Annotated in this window: 7 protein-coding genes; 1 reads left to right on the plus strand and 6 read right to left on the minus strand. The window is 60.6% G+C overall.

Going from position 1 to position 22,316, the window contains the following annotated elements; genetic code table 11:
• Window positions 1-53: 53 nt before the first annotated feature.
• Window positions 54-1,208, minus strand: coding sequence for an ABC transporter substrate-binding protein (locus tag C5J24_RS18865; RefSeq protein ID WP_172724043.1), 1,155 nt, complete (start codon window positions 1,206-1,208; stop codon window positions 54-56).
• A 262-nt stretch (window positions 1,209-1,470) separates the two neighbouring features.
• Between C5J24_RS18865 and C5J24_RS18870 the strand changes: the two genes are divergently transcribed.
• Window positions 1,471-2,448: a transglutaminase-like cysteine peptidase gene (locus C5J24_RS18870; protein WP_245446698.1), complete on the plus strand. Its 978-nt coding sequence runs from the start codon at window positions 1,471-1,473 to the stop codon at window positions 2,446-2,448.
• Window positions 2,449-2,488: 40 nt separating this feature from the next.
• Here the strand turns inward: C5J24_RS18870 and C5J24_RS18875 are convergent, their stop codons facing one another.
• The 5 genes from C5J24_RS18875 to C5J24_RS18895 all read right to left on the minus strand — a co-directional run bounded on the left by C5J24_RS18875 (window position 2,489) and on the right by C5J24_RS18895 (window position 22,125).
• Window positions 2,489-3,118 (minus strand): ribbon-helix-helix domain-containing protein, encoded by a 630-nt coding sequence (locus C5J24_RS18875; protein WP_245446700.1) that lies wholly within the window; start codon window positions 3,116-3,118, stop codon window positions 2,489-2,491.
• Between the two features lie 30 nt (window positions 3,119-3,148).
• Entirely contained in the window at window positions 3,149-4,399 is a 1,251-nt protein-coding gene (locus tag C5J24_RS18880; protein ID WP_105420148.1) for an HlyD family type I secretion periplasmic adaptor subunit, read from the minus strand.
• Between the two features lie 38 nt (window positions 4,400-4,437).
• Window positions 4,438-6,594 carry a type I secretion system permease/ATPase gene (locus C5J24_RS18885; RefSeq protein ID WP_105419989.1) on the minus strand — a complete coding sequence of 719 codons (2,157 nt, stop codon included), beginning with the start codon at window positions 6,592-6,594 and terminating at the stop codon, window positions 4,438-4,440.
• Window positions 6,595-6,612: 18 nt separating this feature from the next.
• Entirely contained in the window at window positions 6,613-7,971 is a 1,359-nt protein-coding gene (locus tag C5J24_RS18890) for a TolC family outer membrane protein (protein WP_105419990.1), read from the minus strand.
• 513 nt (window positions 7,972-8,484) lie between these two features.
• A complete protein-coding gene (locus C5J24_RS18895) occupies window positions 8,485-22,125 on the minus strand; it encodes a DUF5801 repeats-in-toxin domain-containing protein (protein WP_105419992.1) in 13,641 nt (4,546 codons plus the stop codon).
• Between the last annotated feature and the right edge of the window lie 191 nt (window positions 22,126-22,316).

The raw sequence follows: 22,316 nt of genomic DNA on the forward strand, positions 1-22,316 counted from the left end.
GGATTTGCTCCCGGATGGCGAGATCCAGTGCCGATACCGGTGCATCAAACCGGTCAGAAGCTGACCGCCTTCGGCTCGATGGCCACCAGCCGGCCGCCGTCGATCTTGTAAAGGCCGATCTTGCGCTCCGCCATTCCGCTCGGCGTGAAACGGAACAGGCCCGTAACGCCTCGAAACCCCGTCTTCGTCGTCAGCGCTTCCGGCGTCAGCGCCGTCGCACCCTTGCCTCTGACGATGCCGGCAGCGACCGCGATACTGTCGTAACCCTCCGCGGCATAGACCGAAAGCGACCGCTTGTTGAAGCGGCGATATCGTTCGCCAATCAACAGTGAGGCGTCCGGATCGGCCGCAGCGATAATGACATTCGCGGCAGCCGGATCGGCATAAAGCTCTGTTGGCCAGTGGCTGGTTCCAACCACGGCCAGCTTGCCGAAAGAGGCCCTGACACCCTTGAGGATGGTTCCGACAGCCGCAGAGTCTCCCATCAGCACCAGGGCACCCGCATCATCGAACAGGGCCTTATTGCGGGTAAGCAGGTCGCCAAGCGGCGCGGCGGGATCATAACGGACTACGCCGATCAGCGCGCCGCCGGCCTGGCCAACGGCGGATCTCAGGCGCTCCTCGTCGACACCGGCTATGCCGTTGGGCGCCAGGACGACAATTCTCTTATGGCCGGAGGTGATGACCGGGCGCACGCCCCGGGCAACACTCGCCACCTCGTCGAACCCGAAATTGAAGACGTTCGCGCCGGCCACGGGGCTTGAAAGATTGATCAGCGGCGGTCGCTGGTCGGCCGGAATGGCGGCAATCGCCGCCGTCGTTGCCTGCGGCGCGTAACTGATCAGCAGACCGGAATTGCGCGCCCTGGCAGCGGCGAGCGCCGGGGCCACGGCAGCCGGCCCCTGCGCCACGTCGATCACCTTGATCTTCATGACGCCGGCATCGTCAAGTTCGCCGATGGCAAGTGCCGCACCGTCACGTATGTCGCGCGCAGCACCCTCATAGGTGCCGTTCGGCGCCTTGGTGAGAAGCACGGTGACTTCCGTCGAGCCGCGCCCGAATGTTTCCTCGACCACGGATGGCGGCGGCTTCAGCGCCTTGTCGTCGAGAACCTTGTCGGCAACCGAAGAGGACTCGCATCCCGATAGGACGGCGACGGCCAACAGACCCAGCAGCGACATACGTATCGGACGCAGGCGCGTCGTCATCCGGAAGGCCTTATGAATAATGTCGGCGAGATCTGAAGGGTTAAAAAACGAACGTCCTTGGGGCATTTCCTGGACCACTCTGCGGCCTTCTTGGTTGTGGCAACGCCATGCTATCCCAGACAAAAATCATTAACAAGCACCCTGGTATAAATATAAAATTTTATACGTTTTATCTCAAATAACTTATTTATAGATTATCTATCTTCAAAAACCAGAAATTCAACAGCGTTTGTTAGCATCTCTCTATCAAGGGAGATAAAAAATGGCGAACAAGAAGAATACTCTGAAAATCGCAATCGCTACGGCTCTCACGTTACCATTCATTGCTTCCACGGCAATCTCTGCTCCGATCGCAAACCAACAGTTTCCGACCAATACTGGAGCCGGCATAGCGGTTATCGGAACTCACGTCCTCGAATATCTTCCGACGCCGCTCTCCATCATGGCTTCGCTTGCGTTCCGGAACGTACAGGTTGCCGCAGCATTTCAGACATTCAGCCAGCTCGGCTCGACGATCGCCCTGCCCGCGGCAAGACCTGCGAACGTAATCGAGGTCGCGATCAAGCCGGCCGACCTGTCTCCATCCAAGCGCGTGGAGCCGACAGCGCCCAGCGGCGCCGTGTTCGATACGGTCGCCATCCCCTTCAAGCGCCTTGCCGCCTTAAAGAAGCTCGCGCCCGCCCTCGAAGAAATGGAAAACGGCACCGCGGTGAAATGCAACGGCAAGGGCTGCAGCCCGGCCTTCGCCGCCATCCAGCTCGTCGGCCTGAACACGTCGCAATCGTCGATCCGCGACAAACTCAACGCCGTCAATGCCGCGGTGAACCAGTCCATCCGCTACCGCACCGACCAGGACGCCTACAAGGTTACCGACCGTTGGAGCACGCCCCGGGAAACGTTGAGCCAGCAGCAGGGCGACTGCGAAGATTTCGCGATTCTCAAGATGGCGGCACTTCGCGCGGAAGGCATCGACCCCGACCAGATGTCGATCGTCGTCCTGTTCGACCAGAAGCGGCACTTCTACCACGCCGTTCTTTCGGTCGAAGCCGGCGGCAAGTTCTTCATCCTCGACAACATGCGCAACCAGGTTCTCCTGGATACGCAGCTTCCCGACTACATGCCGCTCTATTCGATCAAGGGCGGCAAGGGCTTCCTGCACGGCTCCCGCCGCAAGGACCAGAACGTCGCGATGGCAACGCCGCTGGAAAAAATTGCGCCAGGCGAAGGTGTAAACTTCTAGGCTTTCTGGGCCGGGATGCGATGCGCTCCGGCCCTCGACGTCAATAACGGGAAATATAGCCGATCAGCATCGGCTTTTCGTGTGCCGGGGCAAGGGCCAGATTGATCTGACCCTTGATGACCTGCCTGGCGCAGGAAATCGTGAAGCCGGTATTCAAGGTTTTCCCGCGGTTCATCTGCAGCGTATCCATCGCGTCCTCGATCTGCGTGTCGATCGAGAACTTCAGGGTCTTCATCAGCTGCGACGTATCCTCCCCCACCAACCGCTGCCGAAGCATGACAAGAAACGGTTCGTTGAAGAACTGCAGCCGCTTTTCACGGGTCAGCACGACCGTCGGGGACGGCGACGCCTGGACCAGCGCACTGAGATTTTCGAGCGACGAGACTTCCTCGACCGTCGCCAGCCGCCCAAGCGCCCATTTGAGGCTGAGGACACGCAGCAGCGAGGTAAGATTGCCCCCCTCCGGCATCTGGGCCGCGGTGTACTGAACCAGATCGCCGGTGGTTATCTTGCCTGCCGCCGACATGCGGCTGAGGCCTTCCCAATAGATCTTCTCGAGCCTGATACCGCGGCGCTCGCCATTGCGCGCCACGACCGCGCGAAAACGCGGCTCGACTTCTTCCTTGTCGATGATCGGCAGCGGATCGCCCGCAGGTTCGATGCCGGACATTGAAAGCGCACCTGATTTCATTGGAGGGCTCTACCGTTCGGTAAGCGCATCGGAACGCGCCCGATTGATAGGCTTCATGAGATAGCTGAGGACTGTCTTGCGACCCGTCATGATTTCGGCGGACGCAATCATGCCAGGAATGATCGGATAGAGCTTGCCGTTGCGCTCCAGATCGGACTTGTTGGTCTTGACCTGGACGAGGTAGTAGGTCTCGCCCTTTTCTTTCTCAACGATACTGTCGGCTGAAACATTGGTCACTTCGCCGTCGAGCCCGCCGAAGATCGCGAAATCATAGGCTGTGATCTTGACGATGGCCGGCTGCCCGCGGCGGACGAAGGCGACATCGCGCGGTGATATGCGGGCTTCGATCAGCAGCGTGTCGGCCGTCGGAACGATGCCGGCAACCACACGGCCCGGATCCACATAGGCGCCGATCGTATTGACTTCCAGGGTATTGACGATGCCATCGACCGGCGAGCGAATATCGGTGCGCTTGACGCGGTCCGAAGCACCGCGGATCGTTTCATCGATGACGGAGAGCTCCGCAAGCGCCTGCGCCTTGTCGGTCAGGGCCTGCTGGCGGATAGCCAGCGAAATTTCCCCAACCTGGAGCTTTGCTTCTTCGATGGCACCACGAAGGCGTATCAGACTTTCCTGATAGACCTTGAGCTGACCTTGCTGGTCCGTAAGCTGGCTTTCGATCGTCAGAAGCTGTGTCTGCGCCACCAATCCCTTTTTGGCCAGCGGTCCGTAAAGGTCGCGCTGCCGCGTCGAGGCGGCGATATTCTGTTCAAGCCGGTCGATGTTGGCATTGGCTTCGCTGAGTTCGTTCTGCCGCTGCTTCATGCGCTCCTGAAGCACATCGAACTTGTTCTTGTAACTGGCCTTGTTGGCCTGGAACAGCCGATTTTCGTTGTCGCAGACGTTCTTGGCGACCGCCAGGACGTCGGCCGGACATACGAAGGGCTGGTCGTATTCGCCTTTTTCTTCCATCTGCAGGCGCGCGATCTTGGCGCCGAGCGCCCTCGCCTTGGCAACGGATTCACCGAGCGTAGACTCAGTTGTCGTATTGTTCAGCTGAACGATCAAATCCCCCTTGCGGACAACCTGGCCGACCTGAACAGCTATGTCCTGGACCACGCCGGCTTCGGACGACTGGATGATCTGCGTCTTGGAAACGGGAATGACCTTGCCTTCGCCGCGGGCGATCTCGTCGATCTCCGCAAGCGCTGCCCAGGCGAGGAACGTCGCCATGCAGGCCGCCACCAGGCCGACCAGCATGCGGGCGAAGAACGGGGGATTGTCGTGAACGCCTCTGCTCACGGCTTTGCTCCCTTGCGCTGCATCGCCTCGAGCACGGCCGCCTTCGGCCCGTCGGCGACGATGCGGCCCTTGTCGATCACCACCAGCCGGTCGCACAGTTCCAGCATGCTGAAGCGGTGCGTGGCGATCAGCAGCGTTGTTTCGCGGCTGAATGCGGTCGAGAGCTTGGCGAGGAGATGGCGCTCGCTTGCAAGATCCATGGCGCCCGACGGCTCGTCCAGGAAAACGATCTTGGGCTTGGTCAGAAGCAGGCGGGCAATCGCCAGAGCCTGTTTCTGGCCGCTGGAGAGGTTGCTGCCGCGTTCGCCGACCGGCATGTCAAAACCGCGCGGGTGGTTAGAAACGAACTCGTCGACGCCGGTCATGCGCGACACATGCAGCAATTCCTCGTCCGTCGCATCGGCGCGGCCGATCAGCAGGTTTTCCTTCACCGTCCCCGAGAACAGATCGGAAGATTGTCCGGCAACCGCGACCGCCGAGCGGACTTCCGACATGTGATACTGGCGGATATCGACGCCGTCGATCAGCAGGCGACCGTCGGACGGCAGGAAGAGGCCGTCGAGCAGGCGGCCGAGCGTCGTCTTGCCCGAGCCGATGCGGCCGATGATCCCGACCCGCTCGCCAGGAGCGACCGTCAGCGAAAGCTGATTGATGACCTTGTAGTCAGATCCCGGATACTGAAAGGAGACGTTCTGGAAGCTGAAGCCGCCCCGCTTGATCTCGCGGTTTACGAAACCCACCGTGGACGGACGGTCCTCCGGCTGTTCCATGATCTTGTCGAGGATCTTGAGCGACGTCATCGCCTGCCGGAAACGGGCAAGCGCCATCGCGATCTGGCCAAGCGGCGCCCCCGCGCGGCCTGCCAGCATGACGGTCGCGATGATCGCGCCCATTGCCAGATGACCTTCGGAAAACTCGTAGGTGCCGGCAATCACGATCAGAACGCTGACCATCTGCTGGACAAGATTGGTGAGGTTTACGGCATTCGAAGAGACATGCTTGATTTCCTCGCTGGTGCGGCTCGAGAGCTTCATCAGCTCCTGCCAGCGACGCAGCATGCCCGCTTCGGCGCGAAGGCTCTTCACCGTCTCGATGGTCGAAATCGTCTCGACGAGCAGCGCCTGACGGCGCGATGCTTCGTTGGTGGCGGCCGCCATGCGGTGGCCGATCTTGGCCTGGGCATGCAGGCCGATCAGCACGGACAGCACCAGAGCCACGGCCGGGATCACCACAAGCCAGCCTGAAAGCATGTAGATCACGATCAGGAAGATGAACACGAACGCCGTGTCGATCAGCAGGCCGACCGTGTTGGACGTGAAGAACTCACGGACGAATTCGTACTGCGTGACGCGGTTGGCATATTCGCCCGTCGACAGCGGACGCGACGCGAGCGTCGAGTTCAGCACCTTGTCGAAGATCATCTGGGAAAGACGCAGATCCGCGTTTCGTCCGGCATGATCGATGAGTGCTGCGCGGGCGGTCTTCAAGAGGAAATCGAACGTGTAGGCAAGCGTGATGCCGATGGCGAGCACCCAGAGCGTCGGAAACGCCTTGTTGGGAAGCACGCGGTCATAGACGTTCATCGTAAACAGCGGCGAGCCGAGCGCAATCAGGTTGATGAACAGCGCGGCCATGATGACGCGCATATAGGTGCGCCAATAGGGAACCAGCGCCCGCAACAACCAGTGCCGGCGTTCGATTTCTCCGGCCATGCCGACCGATGCAGTGTCGGACGCGTTCTGATAATAGAGCGTGAAGGCAAAACCGAAGCTCGGCTTTAGCGCCACCAGCTCCTGATGCGTCAACTTGACGGGATTTCCCGAGGCCGGAACCAGATCCGTAACGTAGTTTCCATCGGCATCGGTCTCCAGCAGCGGCAGGACGCCGCCGTTCTCGAAGACGATGATGGCGGGGCAATCGAAATTGCCCTCGCGACATTCGCGTTCGCCGTGGCGGATGACTTCCAGCCCGATGCGCTGCGCCAGATGCTCGACATCGTCCAGTTCAAGAGATTCGGAAATCTCATCCGGCAATCCGGAAAACAGGACGATGTCTGACGTCGGGCGCCCGTAAAAGCTCGCAACAGACCTGAATGCAGTTTTAAATGTCCGAAACGGCGTCGTGTCTGCGTGGTCGAGCTTTACGTTGAGCATTTGGTCCTTGCCAATCCGTTACTGTCGGATCGGCGCCAGGAGATCCATGGGCATGCCAGCCTTTTGACGGGAGTCAACTTCGACATAGCCAGGATTCGTGACGCCACCCGGGACAGCAAACTCATTCCGGGCATACGCCTCAGCCTGACCGACGGGCTTGAGCTTCATAGACTGAAGCAGGCTGCCCGATGCGGCCAGGATCTTGTATTCGGCGAAAAGCGAAGCAAATCGTGCGGTTTCCGCAAGAATGCTGGTGTTGAAACGGGTGTTCTGGGCATCCAGCACGTCGAGAAGCGAACGCTGATTGACCTTGAACTGCTCGCGATACGAGGAAACGAGGCTGCCGTTCGTCGAGGACTGGCGCGCCAGGATCGTCGACAGTTCGCCGCGACCGCTGCGCTCGTTCCATGCGGAGCGGATGGATTCCTCAACTTCGCGATGGGCCTGCGCCAGACCGTAACGCTGTTCGCTGGCGCGACGGATCTGCTCCTGCTCGCGCGCCTGGTCGATACCGCCGCGATAGAGGTTCCAGCGGGCGGTGACGCCGACCTGGACGTCGTTGGTATTGCCCTGGTTGCCATCGATGTCGTTGCCGACACGTGCGCTACCCTGAAGATCGACCTTCGGAAGATAATTGGCGCGCGAACCACGCACACCGGCATCAGCCGCATCGACATCGGCATCGGCCGCGTGAATCTGCGGGCTGTTCTTCTTGGCGATGAAGATTGTGTCGTTGAGCGTCTTCGGGATGAACTTCGCGAGCGACACCGGCACCTTGACCGGACCGATCGGCTCTCCGACCGTTTTCAGGAAACGGATCTTCGTCAGTTCCAGCTCTTCCTGGGCTTCGCGCAGCCGGGCTCGTGCCGCCTCGAGGCGCTCACGGCCCTGCAGACGATCGGCGTCTGTCAAGGCACCGCCCTGGATGCTGGCGCCGATATCGCCGAGAATCTGGTTGTGGGCAGCGACGTTCTGCTGGGCGATGCCGACGATCTTGGACTGCAGGATATACTCAAGATAATCTTGAGTGACCTGAAGAGCCAGCGACTCGGACCGCTCAACAACGCGGAACGAAGCGCCATCAACGCGCGATGCCTGCTGCTCCACCTGGGAGCGGCGGCTGCCGCCGTCAAACAACGTTTGAGTAATCGTCAGGCTCGTATCCGAGCCTTTGAAGTTTTCGTAGTCGCGCGTCAGCGTGCCGGTACTGCTGTTTGACAGTCTACGTCGGCTTACACCTGCCTGCAAATCTATCGAAGGAAGATAAAGACCCCGCGCCTGCCGCAACTCGAACTCGACAGCTTCACGGTTTTCTACCGCCTGCATGATTTGCGGGTTGGTTTTGAGAGTCTTTGCTACTGCCTCATCGAGCGTCATCGCGTTGGCAGGTGCGCTAAACACAACCCCCAAGGCTACGGTCGCCAACAGCCTCGCTAAAATTCTTGTGCTCTTAAACAATCGGAAGCCCCTCGCCGATTAAAATCCCATCTCGGCATTCATATACTGCGGCGATTTCGTTGGGAAGTATTATCATTTCTAATTCAGCGACCCAAGCCTGCTCCCGATATTCATCGTTCTAGGGTTAATTACCAAACGGAAACCATCCATCCATCTGTTTTTTAACAAAAAATTCATAGAACCAACCGATTGGACGCAGAAGTAGATAATTCCGTCCGTTTCCACAGGCGTATACATTTACCTCCTGTGTAGCCGCCGGGACACATGGAGATCTGCTCTTTCCGGTGTGGCGATACACGCGCTCCACGTCTGCTAATTGTATAAATCTAGAACAGTCGCTTGCTGTTCAAATTGTTTCGCAAGACATTACTTAAACAAGAAAAGGCGCTTGCGCGCCTTTTCTCTGGTTTCCGGCTTGCAACACTCTTCACTTTATACGTGCGAGATGTTGGCCGAGTGCTTGTCGTCGTCGAAGAGGATCTTGACGGCTTCTGTGTGATTCTGAAGCACGGCGACATCCTTCCAGCTGTCGGTCGCGACCTGGACGCTGACGGTCGTGTCGTTGCCGGCAATAGTGGTGCGAACATTCGCGGCGGCCTCTTCACCCGTTGCCTGATGACCAAGCAGGGTGTCGAGAAGCTTCGAAACATCGACCGCATCACCTTCGTTCGACTTGTAGTCGGTGATGATGTCGGCCATGTCGAGTTCGTGCAGGGCCGAAGGATCGAGCACGAACGTATCCGCGCCGGCACCGCCGGTCATCTGCGTCAGGCCCGGCATGGCGGCGAGGATGTCGTCGCCATCCGTCCCGACCAGCACGTGGTCGGGCGCATCGCTGAACAGAGTGTCGAACCCGACCTCGACGAAGGAGCCGGTCGAACCGTCTGCGTAGGTGAACGAGCCCTCAGCAAACAGTGACTGACCGTCGATATAACCTTCCGCGCTCTCGGCATCGAGCGAAATGCCGGTGATGCCGTAGTTGTTCAGGCCCTTCAACTCGCCCTCGTCGCTGACACCATTGCCGTTGGCATCCTGCCAGACCAGCAGCTTGTCGAAGCCGGTGTCGGACGCATCGATCTTGCCGTCATGATTGACGTCAAGCGTCGAAAGCGCCGCCACACCGCCGGCATGCGCGCCACCGGCAAAGTTCGGGGTGAAGATTTCCGAACCGTTGTCGATCTTGCCATTGCCGTCGACGTCAAAGGCAAGGATGCCGTCGGTCTTGGTCCAGGCCACCTGATCCTTATGGCCATCGGCATCGATGTCGAACTTCACGCCGTCTTCGAGGGATGTGAAGGCGAAGCCGTTGCGGTCGAGATCGAGGATGATGGGATCGACGGCAGCAGCCGAGATAAGCGCCGACAAGCTAGCCAGATTAACGTCAACGAGATCAATCAGGATGTCGTTGTTAACGTTCTGGCTGTTTCCAACCTGCTGATAGACAAAGGTATGGGCAACCCCACTGATCGTTGCTGTGAAGGCTACAGTGGCACCGGCGCTGCCCAGATCATTGGCTCGCAAATACTGCACCACGGCAGCAACGTTAGACATGGAGGCTAGCGTCAGAGGCGAACTCGAACTGTAGGTGCCGCTATCATCGAAAGTAATAATGCCATTTAAAATGGCATGCGACTTCACGGTCGCACCGTTAATCGTAAGGGAAGAATTGTTCCCGTCGACCCCCGAAGTATTGCCGACAGCAAAGGGCGCTATTGTAAACTCAAGCTTGTCATGATCGGCCACGTTGAAATCAGTAACCACATCGTAACCCGATATGGAGCCGCCGTTGCCGCTACCGCCAATACTAACTGCGGACGCGCCGCTTGCGAACTTGAAAGTATCCGCCCCTGTGTTGCCCGTCAGCGTGTCTGCACCTGCGCCGCCCATGAGCGTGTCATTGCCGGCGCCACCGATCAGCGTGTTGGTCCCCGAAGTACCCGTTAGCGTATCATTCCCGTTGCCACCTGTAACATTCTCCACATCGACGATGTCGTTGAAACCTGTCGCCGTACCGGCCGCAAGATCAACGGTGATATTCTCGGTCGAGGCTGTGCCGCTGTAGCTTAGCGTATCTCCAGCACTGCCTTCGTCCCACATATAGAGTGCGATGTTCTCGACATCCTGAACCGTTCCACCGGCGAACTGAGTGATAACACCGTTCGAAACGACAACATTGAGGATATCGCTGTTCCCAGTTCCGTCGACGTAAAGTGTATCGTCGCCAGAGCCGCCATACACACGGTCCGCACCGTCGCCGCTCCCATAGTAAATTGTATCATTGCCGGTGCCGCCGAGGATTGTGTCGCTTCCGGTTCCGCCGATGAGTTGATCGTTGCCGGCCCCACCATCGAGCCAATCGTTGTCACCGTCGCCGTAGATGGTGTCGTTGCCCTCGTTGCCATTCAGGTAGTCGTCACCCGAACCACCGGAGATGGTGTCGTTACCGTTGGTGTCGTTAACGCCACCATAGATGACGTCCACACCGTTGCCGCCGGACAAATTATCACTGCGGCCACGACCATGGATGAAATCACTACCGTCGCCACCATTGATATTATCGTTAGTGGTGTTGCCGCCAATGAGGTGGTTTGCATTGCCATTGGCTGTCGGGGATACCGCCGTAGACCCCGCCACCCAAACCTTGATCGTCTGCGAAGCGGTATTCACGCCGTCCGACCCATTGACGACAATGTCATATACACCGGTCGGCACGTCGTTCTGGAAGGTCAGCGTGTGACTCGAACTGTCGAACGCCCACTTCACCGAAGGCAGATTTACCGACCAGGTCAACGCTGCGTTCTCCGGGTCCGTGAACAGTCCCGCAGGCAGCGTGATCACCTGGTTGCCGTAAGTGGCGTCGGCTCCGGTGAATGAATACCCGCGACCTACAGCATATGGCTCATTCCCGACGGCAGGGGCTTCGTTGACATCGGTCACGGAGACCTGCACGGCCTTAGTCGTGTCGGCGATGCCATCGGTAGCGTGGACGATGATATCGTATTTGTTGTTGGCTCCGTTATCTGCCGGAATGTCAAAGTCCGGCGCGTTTTTGAACGTCACGGCACCAGTCGAGGAGACGTTGAACAATGCCGCGTCGGTGCCGGTCAGCGAGTAGACCAGCGCCGTATCGTGATCGACGTCAGTGGCGACGATCTGGTAGGCAGCGCTGCTGTTTTCCACAAGGCTGATGGTCGCGCTAGATGTGATCACGGGTGCGTCGTTTACTCCGTTGATCGTGATCGTCGCCGTTGCCGTTGCCGTGCCGCCGTGACCATCGTCGATGGTGTAGGAGAAGGTGTCTGTCACGGTTTCGCCGGCACCCAACGCCTGCAGCGTGGCAGACGAGGAAGCGTTGTAGCTGATCGTGCCGTCGCCGTTCAAAGTAACGACAGCACCGGCGGCACTGTTGGTCACCGAAATCACCGTCAGTGCGTCGCCATCGGCATCGGTATCGTTGGCGGTCAGCAGTGTAACCGCGAATGTCTTGGTAACGTCCTCGGATATGCCGCCATTGGTGATGGCGCCGCCGACTTCCACGACGTAGCCGACATAGTCTCCAAACTGGCCGTTCGGCGCCGTGGTGTTGGTGCCGTCATTCCAGAGGCCGCCGGCGACGAAGATCATCTGAGCGTGGTCTTCTCCCGCCCCCCAGTTGTTAGGCTCACCAGTGTTCCAGTTTTCATAACCGGCGGGTGTGCCACCGCTCGCGCCGGTCCAGAACGTTGTCTCGCTTTCAGGACCGGTCACCCATTTCCAGGTGCCTTCGGTAGCGCTGTCGGAACCGCCGATCCAGGCATTCTGGGCAACGTACCAATTCGTCCCCAGCGTGCCTGCGCTCTGGATGAAGTTCTGCTCGCTCTGCGACGTGATGGTCGCGAGATAGCCGCCATCAGCCGCTGCAGCAGTCGCTGCCTGGGTCCAAGAATAGTTTCCGGCAACCACCTTGTAGTAGTGGCCGTTCTCGGCGTTGAGCGACCAGCCCGTGCCGCTTGGAGCCGGGGTCGCGCCGCCACCGAACGACAGCGTATCGTTTACGGCAACCGGCGCATGGTTGTTGGTGATTACGGCTGCGGTTGCACCGCTGGTGACCGTCTCGCTGAAGTTCTGACCGTCAACATAGGTGGTCTGAACCGATATCTGGTGCCCGACATCGTCGGCCGTAAGGGTGTAATCCGCCGTGGTTACGCCAGTGTCGTTGCCGTCACGCAGCCAGGTGTGGACGACGTTGGTCGCCGTGCCGTCAGGGTCGGAACCCAGCGTGGCTCGCAGAACATCGCCGACGGTCGGATCTGTTGCCGTCTGGGTGAGATCGGTGACCGAAATCGTAGCTTGGCCATCGTTGACCGGTGTGATGACGATCCCGATCGAACCCGTCGACACCTTGGTATCCGTGTGGACCGCAAGGTCGGACAGCGTGGCGCTGTCGAGGACGGTTGCCGAAACGCTGAGGTTGAAGTTACCGGCGAAATCATGCGGCGCAGTCATCGTCAGGCCGCTGGTATTGACCCCCGCGGCATTCTCGATGACCAAGACCCCGTTCACCAGCGAACCTTGGTTGAAGGTCGCACCGTCCGGGAAGCCGGACAGTTCGATCTTCGTGACCTTTTCGGAACCGTCGGTGTCGCCAAGGGCGATGTTGAGCCCAATGGCGACCGCAGCGCCTTCGCTGCCGGAGCCGGAGCCGGAGATGGTGGCGGCGTCCGCGATCGGACGGATATTGACGGTGATTGTCGCCTGGCTCGTGAGATTGCCATCGGAAACGGTGTAGTCGATGACCGAATAACCGCTCTCGTTTGCCCCCGCGTGATAGGTAAACGCGCCACCTGACCCCAGCGATGCGGATGCAGTAGGTTGCCCCCCAACCGTTATGTTGCCAACCCTGATGAGGGTATCGCCATCGGCATCCGTGTCATTCGTCAACACGTTGACGCCCGAGAGGGTGGTGTCCTCGTCGATGAAGTAGACGTCATCGACTGCCACCGGCGCATCGTTGACCGGCGTCACGGCGAAGTTGAAGGTGCCGGTGCCGGGTGCCGAGTTGTCCTCGTTGCCGTCTTCAACCTTGACCGAGAAGGACGCAGTCGGCCCCTCCGAACCGTCGTGGGTATAAGTGATCAGGCCGGCCTTGAGTTCGGCGGCGGTGAACGACGTCGCTGGGGCTCCATCGTTGGAAATCACTCCATGCGTCACGCCGGAGACGTGGAAGACCACGCCGCCATCGACATCGTCCGGATCGGCATAGTCGAGCTCGGCGAACGTGAGGACATGGCTGCTGCCCTCGGCGACCGTCGCCGTCAACGTACCGGCCAATACCGGCGCGTCGTTGATGGCGATCATGTGAATGGTCGCAACCTGCGGCGCGCTATCGGAAACCCCATCATTGACCACAACGGTCAGGGTGCGGTCGACCGAAGTATCCGGGTTGTCGCTGTTGTCCTGGTAGACGATGTTCTTGAGGATCGTCTGATAGGTGGCGATCGATGCCAACCCGGTGATCGACAGCACGCCAGTGGTTGAATTGTAACCCACGTTCAAGCCCGCGGCAGCGGCGGTTGCCGTCGCGTTGAGGAAGAGCGTCTCGCTTGCCCCGTCGAGATTGTTGGCAAGCGTCACCGTCATCGACTGCAGCGTCGAAGAGTCGACGTCCGCAAGGCTTGCCTGCCAGGCGAACTGCTGCGGCGTCTGTTCCGTGGCGTTGGTCGCCGCACCGTTTCCGGCAGCCGCGCCGTTCAGGTCGACAACCGTTGCGTCGCCGGTGCCGGTGATGGCGATCGTCAGCGAGGCCGTCGAAGTCAGGCCGTGAGCGTCCTTCATGCCGTAGGTGAAGACTTCGCTGACGCTGGCGTTCTGGGCAAGGGCCTGGGTGTCGGCGTCATTGTTGTCCAGCGCATAGGCATAGGTGCCGTCCGCATGGATGGTAAGCATGCCGTAGGTGCCGGCAACCAGGACGTCGCCATTATTGTCGGGAACCGCTGTCACCGCGCCCGCACCGAACCGGATCGAAGTAACCGTTTTGGTGTCGAAGATATCGGCGTCGTTGTCGTTGGTCAGCACATTGCCGGTTGCCGAGGCGTCGCCGGCCGTGCCGTTGGCGATGCCGCCGGCCTCGATTACGGTGTCGCTGTCAGCGGCGGCAATCGGCGCATCGTTGACGAGATCGAAAGCAGGGATGGTGCCGCCGAGACCGCCGTTCTCACCCATGAAGGTGAACTGCTCGATATTCTTCGCCGTCGCCACGACGTTGCCGCCAAGGCTGAAGCTGAAGGTGCCGTCGGGTGCGCGAGTGATGATGTAATCAGCCCACTTGCCGGCCAGTTTCACCGTATCCACGTCGCCGCCCGTGGTGTCGTCGACGTCGTTGATCTCAACCTTGGTGCCGACCAGACCGGTCAGGTCGATGGTGTCGTTGCCGATGCCACCGTTGATCGCCACTGTCGTCGGCGCGATCGCCGTGCCGCTCAAGTCGCCGACAGAGATGCTGTCGCCGGCGCTTCCCAGAGTGACTTCGATACGCTCGATCTCATCGGCGCGGACAGTTGCACCGTTGGCACCGGTATAGCTGACCAGGATGTCGGTGGCATTGACGCCCGCGACGATATCGGTACCGCTGGTGGCCTTGGCGATGTTGAAGCTGCGCTGAACCGCGTCACCGGCGATCTTGAGTACGTCGTAGTCCGGGTTGCTTGCTCCGGTTTCCGAGCCGCCATTGATGGTGTCGGCGCCGGCGCCGACCTTGTAGAGGACCGTATCGTTACCTTCGCCGCCGAGAATCGTGTCTGCGCCGGCCGAGCCGGTGATGGTGTCGTTGCCGGCACCGCCATCCAGGGTCAGGGCGACCGGCGGCAGCGCAACGGTGTTGAGGCTGCTGGCATTGATGGCATCATTGCCGCCCTTGCCTTCGATGGTCAGTTCGGATGTGCTGATCCCGGAAATGGACGGTATGCCGTTGCCGAAGACCTGCAGGAGATTGGAGTTGCCTGAGATCGTGATCGTCTCGGCTGCATCCTGGCCACGTACCGTGATCTTGTCGGCACCCTCGGCCTGATAGAGCACCACCGATTCGATGTTGGTGGCGTTGACGTCGACAATGCCATCACCGTCGACATCCAGGGTGAAACCGGTCGAGGTGACAGTAAGAATTGCCGATTCCGCGGTAGCGTTTCCGGAAGTGAGGAGAGCGTCAGGATCCGCACCGCCATCAATGGTGTCTACGCCTTCGCCGATGGCATAGTTGAAGGTGTCGCCACCGGTCCCGCCGTTGATCGTGTCGTTGCCGCCGAGGCCGAAGATCAGGTCGTTGCCCATACCGCCATTGATGACATCGGCAGAATTCGAGCCGCCGATGATGTCGTTGCCGGCACCGCCTTCGATGGTGATCGGTCCGCCGTCCGCGGTGGAACCTGCAGCCAGTAGAATGACGTCGTTGCCATCGGTACCGACGATCTTTTCGATGCCGGAAAGATAATCCGGAGCCGTGCTGTAATCGGCCACAAAGCCCGATTTGCCGTTCCGCTCGAGGATGATCGTGTCGTATCCTGCGCCACCGACGACCTTGTCTGCCGTGCCGGCAAGACCGGCGATACTGACTGCCATGAGGCTGCCGTCGGCGCGCTGAATGTTGCGGGTACCGGAACCGGTCACATCCGCGCCGAGGACGAAGGTGTCATTGCCGGCGCCGCCATCGAGAATATCGGCTCCGAGACCGCCATCCAGATGGTCACTGCCACCATTGCCGGTGAGCTTGTTGGCTTCGTCGCCACCGATCAACACATCGTTGCCGGCACCACCCAGGGCATCGACGATGCCCGAGACGCTGTCGATACCGACGACCTTGTCGATCACGGTGGCACCGTCGGTGGCAGTGTCGGCAGCCACCGTCTGGCCGCCGATCATGTGGGCGGCATCGTCAAGGTTGACGAAGACGCTGGTGGAGAGGCTGGAATAGTTGATCGAGCCGATCGTTCCGGCGGCATCGACGCGAACAATGACCGTCGAAGTGGCGGCGTCGCCGTCCGCGTCGGTTGCGGTGAAGCTGAGCGCCAGGTCGAGATACTGGCTCGTCGCATTCGGCGCCGTATGGTCGAGCGGCTGAAGCAGCGAGAAGCTGTAGGCGCCAGTGGCTACATTGAGCGATGCCGTAAAGACGATATCGCCTGGCGCCGGCGGGTTGGCAGAGCCGACGAACCCGGTCAGCACGCCATTGATGACGTCGATCGTCACCGGTCGGCCGCTCGAGCTGAGCCCCGCCACCGGAGCACCGTCTTGATCCGTTGTCGCGACACTTCCTGTGAAGGAAAGCGTGCGCGCGCTGCCCGCATCCGCACCCCAGGCAAGGCCCGTCAGGGCGGCGGTGATGGTTTCCGTGCCGCCTTCCTCAACCGTTCCGGAGGCATTGGGGCCGGCCGTCGGCACGCTATCGGTGACCGTCACGATCAGCTGGCCGTTGAGCGCCACGCTGTCACCGTCACCGTCAGTCACCGTGACCGCGGAGGAAAGGTCGAGCGCCAGCGCGCTATCGCCGCCGATGACGACGATCGGCTGATGACCGTTGTTGACAGTCGTATTCTGTGATGAGCCGTCACCGATAAGATCGAATTTCGTCTGATTGGTGACATTGCCGACATTCACATACCAGGTGGTGTGGGCCGGGATTTCGAGTGAATAATCTGTGCCGCCGTTGTTATTATTCAGTGTCCATGTGACAGCGCTATTCCCGTCATTGCTGACGCGGATGATCGCGTCGCCGTCCGGCATGCGCCCCACGAAGGCAAGATCGTTGCCGCCGACATCGGGCACTGCGGCGTGACTGCCGACAGCGCCGAGAGCGGCAGCCGGGATCGATGCGCCGTCGATGACCACCGTCTGGGTGTGGTCGAGAGGACCGGTCTGCGCAAAGGCGTAATGGCCGGTGGCCGGATCAACGGTGAAGGTGAAGATCGTCACCGCGCCGGCTTTCGCCACAAGCGCGTTGCCGACCACAGAATAGGTAAGGGCGACACCGCCGGAAGTCAGGGAAGTCAGACTGGAGGACAGACCGGTGGTTTCAACCGAGTAGCGACCGATGCCATCGGCGCCCGGCGATACCAGGGCGGAAAGCTCGCCCGCAATCGAACCGCCTGCGGCGCTTTCGGTAATTGCACCGGTGCCGATTACACCGTTGGAGATCGGCGTGTCGTCGTCGGCATTGATCGTCAACGTGCCATCGACACGATCGCCGTCGCCGTCGGTCACGGTGTAGGTCAGGTCGAACGCCACGTCGTTTTCGTTGTTTCCGGCTGGGTGGTCGATCGCCGCATTCTGGGTAACCGAATAAGCCCCGGTCGCCGTGTCGAGCGTGATCGTCATGACGGTGGTCGCACCCTGTTTGACCAGCAGGGCATCGCCGTCACGCACATAGGTGAAACCGGTGGGCGCACCCGTCGTCTTCCAGGCGATCGACCCTCCGTCGGCGCCGAAGTCGTGGGAAAGTTCGCCGGTGATGTTTGCCAGGGCGTGGTCTCCCGTGCCGCCGCTATTTCCCTGGGCACCGACGACATTGTCGTCGTCTACCCATACGGCACCGTTTCCGCCAACACTCGGACCGTCGTCCTCGAAGGCGATCTTGTCGCCGATCGAAACCGACTTGGTGACAACGTCGCCATCGTAGTCGGTAGCGGTCAGAACGGCTGAGATCTTGCCGGAGAGATTGATGCCCTCGTCCGAGGAGGCATTGTTCGGATGCTTCAGCGACAGATATTCCGCCACGCTGACGCGGCCGTCACCGTCGATGGCGATCGCGAAGGCCGCCATCCCGTTAGCACCGCCAACGCGGCCGACCACGACTTCTCCCTCCAGGTACAGATAGATAGGAGCGCCGTCGGTGGTCACCAGGCCGGAATTGATGCCGTTTCCACCGTCGATCCGTAAGGTCAATGCAGTGGAGACATTGTCGTCCGCACCATCCTTGACCGAGATATCGATTACATCGTCGCGGGCATAGATCGGCCCGCCGAGATCGGCGTCCACGCCGCGGTTGCCAACGCCAGCGAACAGGCTGCCGATGCTGCCCGCGTTGATGTTATCGTCCCGAAAGCCGGACGTTTCGTCGATCGTCACCGTCTCATCGGTGAAGATCGCGATTTCCGGCACGTCGTCGGTGATGGTGATCGAGAACTTGCCGCCGAGGCCGACATGGTCGCCGTCGCCGTCGGTCGCCTGGATCACGGCGCCGAAGTCGATGGCGGCGATCGAGCCCGATCCGCTCTTGAGGGCTGTGTTCTCGCCATTGCCCGTGACGTGGTCGAGCTGGTCGTACTGCTGGTAGATAAATGCGCCGGTGGCCTGATCGAGGGTCAGGGAGAAGACCGGCCGGTCGATACCGCCGGCGACATTCACATAGGCCACCAGGGCATCGCCGACCATGGCATAGGAGAGCGTGCCGCCCTTCGAGGTCAGGGCCAGCGCCTGCATCTTGGCCGCTGCATCGGCGACAAATCCGAAGCCGCCGCCGGCTGCCGCGCCGTCCGCGCCGAAGGCGACGACCGAGGCGATCGAACCGGACACGGTCGCCGCATTGCCCACACCGGTCCACGAGAAGTCCGAGGTGGAACCGTCGGCGGTTCCGTCGTTCGGATGATTGCCGGACGACAGCAGGTTGGAGATGTCGTCCTCGTCGGCCGTGAACGATACCTTCGCGCCGGATGCCAGCGGCCCGTCGTCGGCAAAGCGGATATGGCTGCCGATCGAGACCGTGTCCCGCACGATGTCGCCGTCGTAATCGGTGGCGGTGACGACCGCCGAGATCTTGCCGCCGAGATTGACAGTCTCGTTGGAGGTCGCCGTGTTGCCCTGGTGCAGTGATACATATTGTGCGACGCTGACGCGACCGGACTGGTCGATAGCGACCGCAAACGCCGCGGTGTCCGGAGTCCCGTTGCCGTCGGAGTCGAAGCGGCCGACGATCAACCCGCCCTCTTGGAACAGGAAGATCGCTTTGCCACCGGTCGTCGCCAGGCCGGAATCAAGCCCGGCGCTGGCAATTTCCAGGGAAAGAACCTTGGTGGTCGTCTCGTCGGCGCCTGGCGCGGAGAAGAACGTCGAGACCAGAGCGTCGCCGTTACGCGCAAAAATCGCCGCATTGCCCATGTCGGCGTCGTGGCCAACATTGGCAACCGCCGCAAACAGCGATCTTACCGCCTGATTGCCGGTATCGTTTGATTGATTGTTGACCGTCTCGTCGATCGTCGTCGAGGCGCCCGTCGCAATGATCGACGGAACCGGCACGTCGTCGGTGATGGTGATCGAGAACTTGCCGCCAAGGCCGATTTGGTCGCCGTCGCCGTCGGTCGCCTGGATCACGGCGCCGAAGTCGATGGCGGCGATCGAACCCGATCCGCTCTTGAGGGCGGTATTCTCGCCGTTGCCGGCGACGTGGTCGAGCTGGTCGTACTGCTGGTAGGTAAATGCGCCGGTCGCGTGATCGAGGGTCAGGGAGAAGACCGGCCGGTCGCCCCAACCGATTCCGGCGCCGCCGGCGACATTCACATAGGCCACCAGGGCATCGCCGATCATCGCATAGGAGAGTGTGCCGCCCTTCGAGGTCAGGGCCAGTGCCTGCATCTTGGCCGTTGCATCGGCGACAAAACCGAAACCGCCGCCGGCTGCCGCGCCGTCCGCGCCGAAGGCGACGACCGAGGCGATCGAACCGGACACAGTCGCCGCATCGCCCCATCCGATCGGCGAGAAGTCCGAGATGGAACCGTCGGCGGCTCCGTCGTTTGGATGCGTGCCCGACGAAAGAAAATTGGAGATATCGTCCTCGTCGGCCGTGACCTCAACAGCGCTGCCGTTGGCGACCGGAACGTCGTCCTTGACGTCGACCGTGAAGGTGCTCTCGGCGACGTCACCGTCGCCGTCACGTACGGTGTAGGTGAATTCGAAGGTCAGAATGTCGGTCTCGCTGCCAGTTTCGCCATGGCCGGGATGGTCGAGAACGCCCTGAAGATCGAAGGTGTAGCCGCCGGCGCCGGTATCGGAGAGGGTCACGGTGAAGACCGGTCCACCCTCCTGGTCGGCCGCCGTCAGAACCGTGCCGTCCGGCGACAGCGTGTAGACGAGCGGCTGGCCACCTGAGGTCAGGTTCCCAAGTGCGATCTCGGTCTCGCCACTCCATACCTGCATGAATGCCGAAACGGCAGCCGTCGAAAGTGCCGGGCTACCGACCTTCAGCGCAGGCATGTCATCGCCGTCTGCGGGCGGCAGGTCAGAGAACTCGCCCGGGGTGAAGACCACGGACCGGTCTCCGGCGTCCTGGGTGCCGTCGTAGCCGCCGTCCTCGCTCGTATTGCCGTCGTCCGCTCCCCAGGAAATGCCAAGCGAACCTTGAGCGGTATTGCCGCCACCTTCGTCGACCTTGCCTTCGCTGCCTTCGCCGGCCGCGCCGATCACCGGTGCGTCGTCAGCGATGGTGATCAAAGCCGAGCCGGACGCTGCGGCATCACCGTCGGCATCGACACCCTGGAACTGGAACGAGATCGTCAACGCATCCGAGTCTGAGCTGTGATCCAGTTTCTGGAAGATCTCGACCGTATAAGACCCATTTGCAGAGGTCGGATCCAGCGAGATCTCGAATACCTTCGCTGCTGGTTCCGAGCCGTCGACATAAGCCGTCAGCGTCTGGCCACCATTCCCAAGGTCGGTGATCACGTAATAAAGCTCGCTGCCACCCGAGGTCAGAGCCCCGCCAGTGACGGAGAGACCAACATCTGTGGCATCTGTGTAAACGCCCCCGGCATTGGCCGGAACCGCGCCTGCAGCGTTTGCAAAACCGACCGAGCGGCCGAAGGTGTCGCCTTCGCCATTGCGTGTATCGGCATCCGCACCCCAGGAAATGCCGAGCGAGATGTCGCCGGTTTTTTTAGCAGCGTCGCTGCCATCCGTGGCAGGATAGGCCGAAACATCGTCTTCGTTCAGCGAGGCGCTGCCCGCCTCGCGCTGTACCGGGCCGTCATCACCGATCTCGATCGAGAACGAACCGGTATCGGAATCGCCATCCTTGTCTGTGACCGTGAACGTAAAGTTCAGTCGCAGCGCATCATCGGCACCGATCTCACCGAGATCCGGATGGTCGAGAGGCTGCGACTGCGTGTAGGTGAAGGCGCCCGTGATCGGGTTGGTGACCGTCAGCGTGAAAACGGTGACCGTGGTCTCGCCGACGGTGATCGTGCCGGTGACCGTCAGGCCATCAGCCGAGGTCGACACCGTGACGGCCTGACCGCCGGACGTGAGCGGCGCAGTGATACCGTTGCCGGTCCCTTCCACCATGTCGAAAGTGCTCTGGTAATTCACCGAGGAGACAATGCCGAAATCGTCGCCACCGTCGAAAGCGAGCGTGCCCGTGATCGTCTCGTTGCCGATAACGTCATCGGCCAGAACCGATTCGGCGAAGATGAACGGCGAACCCATGTCGAAGGCGTCCGGCTGATCGTCCGCCGCCGTCCGGTCGTCAAGCCCTCCGCCATCGCCAAACTCCGTATCGCCGAGCAGCGAAGCGAGCTGAATGGGGTCGTTCTGGCTCGCCTGGATCGAGTCGTCGAATTCAGCGCCGGAACTGTCCGGGCGTCCGCTGGCGCTAAACGATCCGTCCGGGCCGGCTGCGACGTTGATGCCGCTGTCTTCCAGGGCGGCGAAGAGCACCTGCTGGGGTACCTCCACCTCGCCGATCAGCATCGTCGGGATCTTGGTCGCGCCGTTGACGATGACGATCTCGGTTCCGTCCGCCTGCACCAGGATCAGGTTTGCGCCGTCGACCCGGATATCGTCGATCGATACACTCGTCGCCAGATGAACGATGTTGTTGACGTCCGGGGTCACTTCCGCAGCCGGGGCTGCTGGAGCAGCGGCCGGCACGTTCGGATCCGTCGGGACGCGGCCCGTCGTCGGGGTGCGACCATCACCGGCCTGCGCCACCTGGATCTCATGCTCGATCGGAGAAGGCGTAGAAGAGGCTGCGATCTCTTCCTGGATTTCCGACGAGAAATTCTCAGTCAGATTTTCTTCCGAGATGTTCGACAGGCGCGGATCTTCAACGGACATGACTCTAACCCCCAATAAAAACTGTGCCGCAATCAACTCCGCCCCCAAATATAAAGCAAGACTTCCTTAACCTTCGCGATATAGCCGGTTATGTGTCGGGAAGGGAATTATTGACAGAAGGTTAACTGCGGCGGCGGAAGACGTATTAAAGCCACACATCTTGCCCCGATCAGCCGCAAAACATGGTTTCC

Source organism: Neorhizobium sp. T25_27, assembly GCF_002968565.1.
Taxonomy (GTDB): domain Bacteria; phylum Pseudomonadota; class Alphaproteobacteria; order Rhizobiales; family Rhizobiaceae; genus Neorhizobium; species Neorhizobium tomejilense.